General features: G+C 65.4%; 12 protein-coding genes and 1 pseudogene. 9 read left to right on the top strand and 4 right to left on the bottom strand.

Translation table 11 applies throughout. The features are described from left to right. Both Q0D45_RS17875 and Q0D45_RS17870 read right to left on the bottom strand, forming a co-directional pair. Positions 1-835 (bottom strand): annotated as a pseudogene (locus Q0D45_RS17875) (SDR family NAD(P)-dependent oxidoreductase); the annotation flags it as partial. Positions 836-867: 32 nt separating this feature from the next. Then, positions 868-1,653 (bottom strand): enoyl-CoA hydratase-related protein, encoded by a 786-nt coding sequence (locus Q0D45_RS17870; protein ID WP_293395957.1) that lies wholly within the window; start codon positions 1,651-1,653, stop codon positions 868-870. Positions 1,654-1,783: 130 nt separating this feature from the next. Here Q0D45_RS17870 and Q0D45_RS17865 point away from each other — a divergent pair, with 130 nt between their 5' ends. The 3 genes from Q0D45_RS17865 to Q0D45_RS17855 all read left to right on the top strand — a co-directional run bounded on the left by Q0D45_RS17865 (position 1,784) and on the right by Q0D45_RS17855 (position 4,635). Further along, positions 1,784-2,950 (top strand): acyl-CoA dehydrogenase family protein, encoded by a 1,167-nt coding sequence (locus Q0D45_RS17865; RefSeq protein WP_293395955.1) that lies wholly within the window; start codon positions 1,784-1,786, stop codon positions 2,948-2,950. Continuing rightward, complete coding sequence (locus tag Q0D45_RS17860; protein WP_293395952.1) at positions 2,947-3,717, top strand: enoyl-CoA hydratase-related protein; 771 nt, start codon at positions 2,947-2,949, stop codon at positions 3,715-3,717. The genes Q0D45_RS17865 and Q0D45_RS17860 overlap by 4 nt, the downstream gene beginning before the upstream one ends. Before the next feature lie 189 nt (positions 3,718-3,906). Next, entirely contained in the window at positions 3,907-4,635 is a 729-nt protein-coding gene (locus Q0D45_RS17855) for a hypothetical protein (protein WP_293395949.1), read from the top strand. Positions 4,636-4,657: 22 nt separating this feature from the next. Here the strand turns inward: Q0D45_RS17855 and Q0D45_RS17850 are convergent, their stop codons facing one another. Next, positions 4,658-5,374: a nitroreductase gene (locus Q0D45_RS17850; protein ID WP_293395946.1), complete on the bottom strand. Its 717-nt coding sequence runs from the start codon at positions 5,372-5,374 to the stop codon at positions 4,658-4,660. 46 nt (positions 5,375-5,420) lie between these two features. Continuing rightward, positions 5,421-6,971 carry a long-chain-fatty-acid--CoA ligase gene (locus Q0D45_RS17845; protein ID WP_293395943.1) on the bottom strand — a complete coding sequence of 517 codons (1,551 nt, stop codon included), beginning with the start codon at positions 6,969-6,971 and terminating at the stop codon, positions 5,421-5,423. Positions 6,972-7,212: 241 nt separating this feature from the next. On the opposite strand from Q0D45_RS17845, the gene Q0D45_RS17840 reads away from it, so the two are divergent. The 6 genes from Q0D45_RS17840 to Q0D45_RS17815 form a co-directional block, all read left to right on the top strand. After that, complete coding sequence (locus tag Q0D45_RS17840) at positions 7,213-7,578, top strand: PaaI family thioesterase (protein WP_293395940.1); 366 nt, start codon at positions 7,213-7,215, stop codon at positions 7,576-7,578. Positions 7,579-7,611: 33 nt separating this feature from the next. Further along, entirely contained in the window at positions 7,612-8,328 is a 717-nt protein-coding gene (locus Q0D45_RS17835; protein ID WP_293395937.1) for an AMP-binding protein, read from the top strand. Next, complete coding sequence (locus Q0D45_RS17830; protein ID WP_293395932.1) at positions 8,325-9,290, top strand: MoxR family ATPase; 966 nt, start codon at positions 8,325-8,327, stop codon at positions 9,288-9,290. Before Q0D45_RS17835 ends, Q0D45_RS17830 begins: the two co-directional genes overlap by 4 nt. Further along, positions 9,274-10,653 carry a VWA domain-containing protein gene (locus Q0D45_RS17825; RefSeq protein WP_293395929.1) on the top strand — a complete coding sequence of 460 codons (1,380 nt, stop codon included), beginning with the start codon at positions 9,274-9,276 and terminating at the stop codon, positions 10,651-10,653. The genes Q0D45_RS17830 and Q0D45_RS17825 overlap by 17 nt, the downstream gene beginning before the upstream one ends. A 16-nt stretch (positions 10,654-10,669) precedes the next feature. Continuing rightward, entirely contained in the window at positions 10,670-11,572 is a 903-nt protein-coding gene (locus Q0D45_RS17820; protein ID WP_293395926.1) for an acyl-CoA thioesterase II, read from the top strand. A gap of 27 nt (positions 11,573-11,599) precedes the next feature. Continuing rightward, a partial coding sequence (locus tag Q0D45_RS17815; protein ID WP_366946491.1) for an abhydrolase domain-containing 18 occupies positions 11,600-12,732 on the top strand: 1,133 nt, incomplete at its 3' end.

Below are 12,732 nucleotides of genomic sequence, written 5' to 3'. Positions count from 1 at the left end.
CCGCGCAAACCCTGATCGGCCCGGGCACGCCAGCCTTCAGCCGGGCTTGCTGAGACCGCCGTTGACGCTGAGCGTCTGCCCGGTGATCGCGGCGGACTGCGGCCCGGCGAAGAACGCCACCGGCGTTGGCGATGTCGCGGCAGGTCACGTCGAACAGCATGCGCTTGCGCAGGTTCTCCAGCATGCCGCCCTTGCCGTGATCGGCCATCAGGGCCGCAGACCCGCCACCCCAGCGCGGGATGGCGTCGGAGATGAAACTCATCGCGACGACGTTGACGCGAATCTTCTCGCGGCCAAATTCGCGCGCGAGCACGCGATACATCTGCATCATGCAACTGGTCGAACCGCCCAGCAGCGACTCGCCCACCGTTGCCACGCGACCGGCGCCGGTGCCGATCATGACCATGCTGCCGCCACCGGCATCGCGCAGATGCGGCTGCATCGCGCGAATTGCGTACACGCGCGAAAGGAAATGCGCGCGCAGGTACTGGTCGTAATGTTCGAGGTCCATATCCTTGAACAGTCGGAACGATGGCGAGTCGTGGCTGGCACCCGCGCCGCTGGCCACCAGCACGTCGATCCGTCAGTAGCGCGACGCTACGCGATCCGCCAGCGCCTGCATCTGCGCCGCATTGAACACGTTCGCCGCTTCGAAGCAGGCGCGTCCTCCGGCGGCCTCGATCTCCGCCACCACAGTCGCGCCCGCTTGCGCATTGCGCCCGCTGACCACGACAGCGGCGCCCTGCTCGGCCAGCCGCATTGCACAGGCGCGACCGATGTACTCGTTCGCGCCCGTGACCACCGCGACCTTGTCTTTCAGTTCCAAAGTGCTCATGCGCAATTCCTGGCGGCTTGCGGCGAACCGCTTCAGCGGAACGGGCTGAAATCCGGCTTGCGCTTGGCCAGAAAGGCCGCTGCGCCTTCGGCCTGCTCGCCGGTGCGGAAGTAGTCCGGAGCGATTTCCTTGATCATGTCATTCATGTCCCGCTGCATGATCGGTTCCATCTGGTAGTAGAATGAGCGCTTGAGAATCTTCAGGCAGGTCGGGCTGACCGCCAGCAGTTCGTCGGCCCACTTCCGGACCTCGGCATCGAGCTGTTCCTTCGGCACTACGGCATTGGCCAGGCCCCATTCAAGCGCCTGCGCAGCGGTATAGCGCCGGCATAGCATCCACAATTCGCGCGCACGCTTGTGGCCGAGCACGTTGGCGGCATGGCTGACGATGTAGCCGCCGGCCGGCGAGCCGACGCGCGGACCGTTCTGGCCGAAGATCGCGTGATCGGCGGCGATGGTGAAGTCGCAGAAGTAGGCAATGTGATGTCCGCCGCCGATGGCGTAGCCATTGACCCTAGCGATCACCGGCTTCAGGCACTCCGCGATCTGGCGGTTGAAAACGAAATTCAGATCCTCCAGTCCGCTGGTGCCGTTGCCGACATCCTTCTCCCAGTTGATGTCGCCGCCGACGCAGAACGCGCGTTCGCCGGTACCGGTGAGCACGATGACGCCGACGTCGCGGTCGTTGGCCGCCTTGTCCAACAGCTCCTGCATTAGCTTGATGGTGTCGCCGGTGAAGGCGTTGAGCGTCTTGGGACGATTGAGGGTGATCGTGGCAACATAGTTGTCCACGTTGTACAGAACTTCGGCTTCCGACACGGTTGGGCTCCTGGTGGGTGAAACTAGATGGGCGCTCGCCGACTCGCGCGACCGGGCTTGCGACTCCGCGTGCAAATCGAACATATGTTAGTTAGATTACACGACACCCCAAGGTCGACGCCATACCCCCATGAACTTCGAACTGAGTGATGAACAGGTCAAGCTGCGCGACGCCGCACGGCGGCTTGCGCAGGACCAGTTCAAAGACAAGGCGGCACAATGGGATCGCAACGAGCAATTCCCTGAGGAGAACAAGCACCGCCTCGCCGAACTCGGCTACCTGGGCCTGTCAATCGACCCGCAGTATGGCGGCTCCGGTGCGGGACTGGTCAGCACCTACCTGGTCGTCGAGGAGATCGCAAAGGTCGATCTGTTGACTGCGATGATCGTCCACGACCAGAACGTCTCGCCGCGAATCATCGCCAATCACGCACCGGCCCATTTGCGTCAACGCCTGCTGCCGGAGGTTGCCAAGGGCAAGCTTGAAATCAGCATCGCCTGGACCGAGCCGCAGGCAGGTTCCGACGGCTCGGCGATCCGCACCACCGCAACCCGAGACGGCGATCACTACGTCATCGACGGCCAGAAGGTCTTCACAACCTTCGGTGATCGCGCCGACCTGCATCTGGTCTACGCGCGCTTCGCACCGAGCAAGGGCGCGCGCGGCGTCGGCACCATCCTCGTCGAGCGCGGCAGGCCGGGCCTGAAGGTACACAAACTGGAAGGCAAGATGGGCGTGCGCGGCGCCTGCGAGAACGAGCTGTTCTTCGATCAGGTGCGGGTGCCGGCCGATAACGTCGTCACGCTCGGCGAGCCGGAGCACTCGCGCGGCTTCGTCGCACCGCTGAACATCTATAACGGCACCCGCGTCGGCATGGGCGTGATGGCGCTCGGCGTGGCACAGGGCGCCTTTGAACTGGCGCGCGACTACATGATGGTGCGCGAGCAGTTCGGGCAGAAACTCTGCGAGATGCAGGGCCTGCGCTGGATGATGGCCGACATGCTGATCGAGATCGAGGCCGCGCGCTGCCTCTGCTACAAGGCGCTGGCCCTGGTAGACGCAGGCCGGCCCGATCCCTGCCTGTCGTCGATCGCCAAGGTGCAGGCCACCGAGATGGCACAGAAGGTGACGATGCAGTGCCAGCAGATGTTCGGCGGCTACGGCTACTTCGGCCTGCTGCCGCTGGAGCGCATGGTGCGCGACGTGCGCATGCTCACCATCACTGGCGGGACCACGCAGACGCAGAAGAACCTTATCGCCAGCCATATATTTGGCCATCAGGGAACACGAGCATGACGGTCCGCCTCGAACGCATCGGTGCCATCGCGCGCATCGTCCTCGCCCGACCCGATGCGCTCAACGCGCTGAACGGCGAGATGAAAGATCGCATTGGCGACCTGGCCCTGGAACTGCAGCGCGATGCGGAGGTGCGCTGCGTGGTGCTGTGTGGCGAAGGGCGCGCATTCTGTTCCGGTTCCGACATCGGCACGATGACCGGATTCGATGTCCGCGCCGGCCGCGCGCGCCTGCAACAGGCGCATCGTTTCATCCTGGGGATTACCAATCTCGACAAGCCGGTCATCGCGGCCGTGCGCGGCGCCACCGTAGGCGTCGGCTTCAGCCTCGCCTTGGCCAGCGATCTGGTGGTCGCCTCGGAGACCGCGCGCTTCGGCCTGGTGTTCAAGAAGGTCGGACTGGCGCCCGATGGCGGCATGGCCTATTTCCTGACGCATGCGATCGGCGCGCGACGCGCCAAGGAATTGATGCTGTCCGCGCGTCTGTTCGATGCCAAGGAAGCGCGGTCGCTGGGGCTGGTCGCGGAAGTCGTGGAAGACGCCAGGCTGGAAGCGCGCGCGATGGCGCTGGCCGATGAGCTGGCTTCGTCGGCAACGTTTGCGCTGGCGATGGGAAAGCGCATGTTCCACGCCGCCGCCAGACCCAGCCTCGAGGAATTCCTGGAACTGGAATCGCACATCCAGACCGAAGTGCTGCAAACGCAGGACCACCGCGAGGGCGTGGCCGCGTATCGCGAAAAGCGCAAGCCCGTGTTCCAGGGTCGTTGATCCCCTGTCCCGCACCGGAGAATCGTCTTGTTCCAGCCTGACCCCGAACTCGAATCGTTCCGCCAGGAGGTTCGTCACGCAGCCGGGCGTGCCTTCGGCAGATAAAAGGCGATTGTCGGATCGAGTAACAGATCCACCCGCAGAAGATCGCACGGAAAATCATTCACTCATTTTTGCGAGCACACACCCATGACGAAAAGCACCCGCTTCGCAGCTCTACTCCTGATGGCATCGGCGACAGCGCTCGCCAACCCGCCACCGTCAGGCGTACCACCTTCGGTCACGACCTACTTGGACCAGGTTGCCGCAATCGAAAAGCCAGGGGCCAGGATGTCGCTGGAACCCGTGTACAACGCTGCCCTCGCCGTGCAGAACGATCTGATGACCATCAGCAAGGATCTGGCCTGGATCGAGTATCTGTCGGACGCTGATTTCGCCAACCTGCGATCGCGGCTGAAAGGCTTCGTGCTCAGCCGCGGGCTGGACATCTTTGCCGACCCCGATCCGAAGTTCTTTCGGGCTCTGGCAGAGAAGCGTGGCGAACCTGCCGACCTTGCGTTCTTCACCCTGATGGAAAAATCCATCGCACCGGACTACCTGCCGGTCTATGTCAAACCGCAGGGTCGCGGCGTGTGCGTGCGCTACGGCGAAAACCTGATCGCGCCGTATTACGCCGGCTGGCTCGAATACCAGCGTCAATCACCCGGGCACTACAAGGACAAGGTCACGCAATCGCTGGCGGACGTTGAGGACGCCGTGGGTCTCGGCACCTGCGCCTGTGGCGAGATCGCCAGCGTGCAGCAGGAACTGAACGGCTTTGTGAACCGGTTTCCGACCGCAGCCGTGAACGGCAGAATCCGCGACCGTATCGAGCAACTGGACAAGGACCCCGGGAAACTTCCGGTGCGCTGCACCTGAAGCTTTCGGATGCCGTTGCAGATCAGCCGAGCGGCCGCTCGATGAACTTGGCGAATCCGGCGACGGGCTCGCGTTCGGTGACCAGACGGTTGGCGACATGCGTGTTGTCGGCGTAGCCCAGGGCCATGCCGCAGACCAGCATTTCTTCTGCGGGCATGGCGATATGGCGCGCGATGATGCGGTGGAACGGCGTGAACGCCGCCTGCGGGCAGGTGTCCAGTCCCCAGCCCCGCGCCGCGACCATGACGTTCTGCAGGAACATGCCGTAGTCCATCCAGCTGCCGCGCCCCAGGATGCGGTCGATCGTGAACATCAGGCCGACGGGGGCATCGAATAGCCGGTAATTGCGCGCATGCTGCGCGTGCATGCCCAGCTTGTCCTGTTTGCCGATGCCGAGCAGGCCATACAGATCCCAACCCACCTTGCGGCGCCGGTCGATGAAGGGAGACTTCCACTCCGTCGGGTAGTAGTCGTACTCGTCGCGATAGGTCTGCGCCCAGTCGGGCTGCTCGAAGGCGTGCAGAATGTCTCGGCTCAGGGACTCCAACGCAGCGCCGGTCAGAACGTACACGTTCCAGGGCTGGGTGTTGGTCCCCGAGGGCGCCCGCGAGGCCACGCGCAATACATGCTCGATCAGCTCGCGGGACACCGGCTGGTCGGTAAAGGCACGGATCGAGCGACGGCTCTCGATGGCGCGGTCCACAGTGGGACCGTCCGGCGATTCAAAAAGATCGTTCATGAAAATATCGAGGGTGCGGAAGCCGCTCGCCGATCAGGCGCACGGATCAATTGACGGATTTGCTGCGGCCCGCCCAGTACGGCTTGCGCAGATCGTTCTTGAGAATCTTGCCGGCGCCGCTGACCGGCAGCGGCTCGGAGCGAATCTCCACGCTGCGCGGCAGCTTGTAGCCGGCGATCAGCGTGCGGCAGTGCGCGATGATCTCGTCCCCGGAAACCGTGGCCCCGACTCTGGGCACCACGATCGCCAGCACCGCCTCGCCCCATTGCTCGCTGGGGATGCCGATGACCGCGCATTCCTGCACCGCCGGATGCTGGTAGATCGCCCCCTCCACTTCCACGCTGAAGACGTTCTCGCCGCCGCTGATGACCATGTCCTTGGCGCGATCCACCAGGAAAATGAAACCCTCGGCATCCATGTACCCCAGGTCACCGGTGTGCAGCCAGCCATTGCGCAACGCCTGCCGGCTCTGTTCCTCCAGCCCCCAGTAGCCGCGCATCACGTTCAGGCCACGGGCGCAGATCTCGCCTACCGTGCCGCGCGGCACTTCCACGTCGTCCTCGTTCATCACCAGAACCTCGACGCCGTAGGCCGGGCGCCCCGCGCTGGTGAGCTTGGACCCACCGGCAACATGGAACTTGGGATCCAGAAAGCTTACGACCGGGGCCGCCTCGGTCTGACCATAGCCCTGGGTGAAGCCGACGCCGGGCAGCGCCGCCATCGCCCGCAGGAGAACCGCCTCCGGCATCGGTGAGGCGCCGTACAGCATGCGCCGCAGGCTGGAGACGTCGTGGTCCGCAATCTTCCCGGAACTGACCAGCAGATTGATCATGGTCGGCACCAGCACCGTGTGGGTCACACGCTCCCGGGCAATGGTCGTGAGCACATCATCCACGTCGAATCGCGGGATGACGACGTGGGTACCACCGGCCATGGTTACGGCGAAGGTATTGGCCATGTCGGCGAGGTGGAACATCGGCGCAGCGTGCAGATAGACGGCCGTGTCGTCGTAATGCAGCGCCGGAAGAACATTGATCGCGTTGTAGACCACGTTGTCGTGCGTCAGCATCACGCCCTTGGACTTGCCCGTGGTGCCGCCGGTATAGAACAGCCCGGCCAGCGCGCCGCCACCAGCATTGACGTCCACCATCGGCGGATGCTGGGCGATCAGGTCTTCGTACGCGAGGCATCCTTCGGGCAGCGCACCGTCGCCCATGAACACGACGTGCTTGACCGTCTTCATCAGCGGCCTCAGCGCCGGCAGCAACTTCGCGAAGGTATCGTCCACGAACAGGACGGCGCTGGCCGAATCATCCAGGGTATACGCGATCTCTGGCGGCGCGAGGCGGATGTTCACCGGATTGGAAGCGGCACCGGCCCAGGCCACGGCATAGAAATATTCGACGTAGCGGTCGCTGTTCAGTGCCAGCACCGCCACGCGATCCTCCGAGTCCACACCCAGAGACTTGAGCGCCGAAGCCAGTCGGGCGACACGCTGTTCGAACTGCACCCAAGTCTGGCGGCGCTTGCCGCAGATCGTGGCGGTATCGTTGGCGCTGACCTGTACCGCGCGCCGCAGAGTCTGAGTGATATACATCGAGTTCCCCTCCAATTATAAGAATGCCCGCAGCGTCGCGAGACGCAAGCTCACGCGTGCTTGCGATGGCCATCTAACGGATGTTAGGTTGAACACCAATCCGTGACAAGTGCAGCCCCCGACCATGCCTGGCCCCGATCATCCCCGGCGACCGCCGTTTGCGCCGGCTCCCCCGCGCTTTGAACCAGGACCTCTCCTGGCAGACGCAAAAGCCTGGGACCAGACGCCTTTCTTCAGCTGGATGGGCATGCGCGTGCTCGATACTGCCGAGGGCCGCGGGCGCCTGGTGCTGGACGTGCAGGATCATCATCGCGGTGGCGGCGGCACCGTGGCGGTCAATGGCGGCGTGCTGGCTTACCTGCTCGATGCCGTGGTCGGCCTGGCGGTGCATTCCAGCAATCCGCCAGACACCGTGGGCCAGGTCACGCTGAGCCTCAACGTGGAGTATCTCGCGCCGATGATGGTCGCAAGCCAGGTCGTCGGCGAGGGCGAAGTCGTGCGCCGGGGCGGCAGCCGCGCCTTCGTCGATGGCCGCCTGTACACCGACGACGGCAGCGTGGCCTGCCGGGCGCACGCGGTGCTGCGCATCTTCCGCCGCCGCGCCTGAAGCACGCGCCAACACATCGGATCGACACAGCGCATGGCCCAACAGAATCTGCACATGGCGGCGAAATTCACTGCCACCGCAAAGGCGATCCCGGACCATCCCTGCCTGATCCAGGGTCGGCAGCGGCTGAGCCGGCGGCAGGTGGACGAGCGCAGCAGCCGTCTCGCCAACACCTGGTTCGCGGCCGCACCCTTGCAGCGCGGGGATCGCGTCGCGGTGATGGAATGCAACTCGCCGGCCTACATCGAGAGCTATCTGGCGGCGATGAAGCTGGCGCTGCTGCCCTGCAACGTCAATTACAAGTACCGGTCAGAAGAACTGCTGTATCTGCTCGAAGATTCCGGCGCAGCGGTGCTGGTGATCAACGAGGATTTCCTGCCGACTTTCGAGCCCATCGCAGCGCAGTGCCCTCATCTGAAACTGGTGGTGGTGACCGGACCCTCGGCGCAGGCTGCGCTACCCGCCGGGCACATGGCCCATGCGGCCTGCCTGGCCCATGGCGCGGCGACGACCCCACCACTTTCCTGGGCTGCGCCGAACAACGATGACCTGTTCTTCCTGCTCTACACCGGCGGCACCACCGGATTTCCCAAAGGCGTGATGTGGGACACCACGGTGTACGGCGACAAGAAGCCACGCCACCTGTTCGCGGTGGAAAAGATTCCGCGCAAGGACAACGGCAAGATGGAATACGTCCGCGTCCGGGAAATCGTCGCCGAGTGCATCCAGAATCTCACTCCCTCCGCATGAAAACCCTGCACGCTCCGAACTACACCGGCCCCGAAGACTTTCTCGCGGCCCTGCAAACCCAGCAATACATCGCCAGCAAGCGCATCGGCACGGCGGTGTACCTGGGCCTGCATCTGGAAAAGCCACTGCTGGTCGAGGGTCCCGCCGGCGTCGGCAAGACCGAACTGGCCAAGGCATTGGCATCCCTGCTCGGAGTGCCGCTCGTGCGCATGCAGTGTTACGAGGGCCTGGACGAGGCCAAGGCCCTGTACGAGTGGAAGTACGGCAAGCAGCTGCTCTACACCCAGATCCTGCGCGACAAGCTCGGCGAGCTGATGCAGGGCGCGAGCACGCTCGAACAGGCGCTCGAACGCCTGCACGCGCACGATGACCTGTTCTACTCCGAGAGCTTTCTGGAGCCGCGCCCCCTGCTGCGGGCGCTGCGCGAACCGGCGGGCTGCGTCCTCCTGGTGGACGAGATCGACAAGGCCGATCCGGAGTTCGAGGCTTTCCTGCTGGAGTTGCTGTCCGACTACCAGATTTCGGTGCCGGAACTCGGTACCGTGAGTGCCAAGGTGCGCCCGATGGTGTTGCTGACGAGCAATGGCACGCGCGAGCTGTCCGATGCGTTGCGCCGCCGCTGCCTGCATCTGCACATTCCCTATCCCGAGGCCGCGCTGGAACGGCAGATCGTGCATACCCGCGTGCCGGAACTGGCGGCGCACCTGGCAACAAGCCTTGTCGCCTTCGTGCATGGCCTGCGCGCGCTGGATCTGAAGAAACATCCCGCCGTCAGCGAGACCCTGGACTGGGCGCGCACCCTGGTGCTGCTCAACGCAGACGAACTCGGCGAGGATCTGGTGCGCGACACGCTCACCACCCTGCTCAAGCACGAGGAAGACGTGGCAACGGCGCTGGCCGCGCTGCCCCAGGTGATGCAGGCCGCCCGCAGCGCAGCGCAGGTTCATGCAGCGCGCACTTGAGGAGTTCGTCCTGGCGCTGCGCGGCAGCGGCCTGGAACCCGGGCTGTCGGAATGCGTGGACGCTTACCGCGCCGCGCGCATCGTCGGCCTCGATGATCGCGACGGCTTGCGCGAAGCCCTCGGTGCCACGCTTGCGAAGACCGAGCCGGGCCGCGCCATCTTCGACGACGTGTTCGAGCGCTACTTCTCGTTCACGATGTTCGATGAGCCGCTACCCGGGGCATCCGAATCCGATCCGGGCGCGGACGACGTCGCAGCCCGGCCGCCGACAGATGCGAGAACACCGACCGACATCCTGCTACGCATGATCGAGACCACCGACCGCGCGGGCCTGGCAGGGCGCCTGCGCGCCGCCGAGCAGCAGGTCGGCATCACCCGCGCCTGGCTGCCCACGCAGCGCGGCCTGTACACGCGGCGCATGCTGGAGGCGATGGGTGGTGACGGCCTGATTGCCGAGGAACATGCACTGGGTTCGCTGTCATCGCCGAGTGCGGCGACCGCGCTGCGCATCTCGCGCCTGCGCGCGGCGCGCGAGCGCCTGTTCGAGGAAGTGCGCGATCACGTCTCGCGTCGCCTGGTGCTGTACGGCAAGTCCGCCACCGAGAAGCTGCGCGACACCGCGCTGAGCACGCAACGCCTGTCGAACATCGAGCGTCGCGATTTCGACCGCATGCTGCGCCTGATCCACAAGCTCGCGCGCCGCCTGGCCACACGGCACGCGCTGCGCCAGCGCCGCCAGCGGCGCGGTGTGCTGGATGTTCGCCGCACGCTGGCGCGCAACGTCGCCTACGGCGGCGTGCTGTTCGAGACGCGCTGGAAGCACCGGCCCATCTCCAAGCCCAAGGTCATCGCCATCTGCGACGTGTCGCGCTCGGTCGCGTCCTACGCTCGATTCCTTTTGCTGCTGCTCTACGGCCTGCGCGATGTTCTGCCCGACGTGCGCAGCTTCGCCTTCACGCACCGGCTGGTGGATGTCTCGGGATACTTCGACCGCGATCCGCCGCACATTGCCATCGAGCGCGTGCTCGACCAGGTGGGCGGCACCGGCACCAACTACGGCACGATGCTGCGGGATTTCGCCCAGCAGGAACTGCCCAAGGTCGACCGGCGCACTGCGGTCATCATCCTCGGTGACGGCCGCAACAACCGCGCCGAGCCGGAGGTGGCAGTGATGCGTGAACTGCACAAGCGTGCGCGCCGCGTGGTCTGGCTGAACCCCGAGCCGCGCAGCTTCTGGGCCCTGGGCGACTCCGAGATGCCGCGCTACGCGCCGTGCTGCCACACCGTCCGTGAATGCGGCACGCTCGTGCAACTCGAGCGAGCCGTGGACAGCCTGCTGCGCAGCACCGGCAGCAACGGGTGAATACTCGATCCGACACATGAACATCACGACACCCCCCTCTTTCGCAATGGACGCGGTGGCGGAAGTCCTCGGCGTGCTCGATCTCCAGGCGCTTGGCGAAGACCGTTTCCGCGCACAGCCGCTCGAATTCGGTCGTCGCCGTCTCTATGGTGGGCAGATCTTCGCGCAGACCGTGATGGCCGCGCAGCTCACGGTGGAGGATCGCGCGCCGCACGCGCTTCATGCCACGTTCCTGCTGCCGGGAACACCGGACGAGCCCGTTCACTTCGAGGTGGAGCGCCTGCGCGACGGTGGCGCGTTCTCCGCGCGCCGAGTGAACGCGCTGCAGAACGGTCGCGTGATCCTGAGCCTGATGGCCTCGTTCCATCGCGCCGAAGAAGGCTTCGAGCACCAGTTCGACATGCCGCCCGCGCCGGCTCCGGAAACGCTCGCCAGCACCGGCACCCTGCTCGCCGACTGGGTTCGCCGGACCGGCGAAGTCCCGCACTCGATGCTGGAAGTCAGCATGACTCGGCGCATGGGTCTGGACGTGCATCCGCTGGAGCCGGACAGCGTGTTCGGCGACAAGGTCCGTCCGCCCCATTACGCGCACTGGTTCCGGGTCTGCCGGCGCGTGCCCGACGATCCGCGTCTGCACTACGGGCTGCTGGCCTTCGCCAGCGATCTCTGCTTTCTCGGAACCTCCCTGCGACCGCACGGCGTGCCCTGGTATGCGCCGGGCATGCAGCCTTCCACGGTGGATCACTCGCTGTGGATTCACCGCCCATTGCGCGCCGACGAGTGGCTCCTCTACGTGATGGATTCACCCACTGCGCAACACGCTCGCGGCTTCGTGCGCGGCACGATCTACGACCAGACCGGCCGTCTCGTCGCATCAGCCGCGCAGGACGGCCTGATCCGTCGCGTGGCCGCGCCCTGATCACCACACCTCCTTCCAAGTCCCCCAATGGAATCGACCTCCGCCGGCCTGCCCTGGTGGCAATCCCTGCCTGAGGACTACTACCGTCAGCGGTTCGACACCGACCTTGATCGCAGCGATCCCTTCAAGGTGTTCGCCACCGCAGCCGTGGACCAGCTGGCGCGCAGCGCGCTGGGCACGGTCATGGCGCTGGCCCTGCGGCCTTCCCTAGGCTCGATGCCTGCGCGGGCGATCGAGCGCCAGCGGCTGAGCTTCTACACACCGCTCGCCGACGCCGCAGCGGAACGGGTCTTCGTCGCACCACCGCAGATTCCCGTGCGCACGCGCAAGGCCTCCGGCTGGGGCCTCGGGTTCGAAGACGCAGTGTGCGAGCGTCTCAGCTTCGAAAGCCCGTTCGACGCGCTGAACCCCGAGCTGCGCGCGGACTACGCAAGCCAGGGGTGCAACCGGCGCGCCACTGCCCTCTACCTGCGCCGGCCGCTCGGCAAGCCGCGACCGACCTTGATCTTCGTCCACGGCTATCTCCTCGACGATCCGCGGCTGAACAGTCGCGCGTTCTGCCTGCCGTGGCTGTTCCGAAGCGGCTACGACGTGCTCCTGCCCAGCCTGCCTTTCCACGGACCACGCGCGGAACGGATGCATCCGTACAGCGGCTACGGCTTCTTTGCCGGCGGGTTGTCGCGCACCAACGAAGCGATGCTGCAAGGTGTCAGCGACCTGCGGGTCTGGGTCCAGGCGCTGCTCGACCGGGGTGCGCCGCAGGTGGGCATCTCCGGCCTGAGCCTGGGTGGCTACATGACGGCGATGCTCAGCAACGTGGAGCCGCGCTTGGCCTTCGCGATTCCCAACTCGCCGGTGGTGGCGGCAGCGGACATGGCGATGGAGTGGCAGCCGCTGGGCACCCTGATGCGACGTTCGGTCCTGACCGAGGGCTGGACCTTCCCTGAACTGCGCCGGAGCATGGCTCTGCACAGCCCGCTGAGCCACCGCCCGCTGCTCGATCCGGACCGCCTGCTGATCATCGGGGGCGCCGGAGACCGCTTCACCTCGCCCCGCTTCGTCAGCCTTCTGCACCAGCACTGGGCCGGCAGCCACTTGCACTGGTTTCCCGGCAATCACCTGCTGCACCTGCAGCAGGGCCGCTATCTGCGGCTGATGAA

This window comes from Nevskia sp., assembly GCF_023266035.1.
Taxonomy (GTDB): Bacteria; Pseudomonadota; Gammaproteobacteria; order Nevskiales; family Nevskiaceae; genus Nevskia.
The sequence above is the reverse complement of the archived record's forward strand: the minus strand, read 5'-3'. Positions and strand labels throughout refer to the sequence as shown.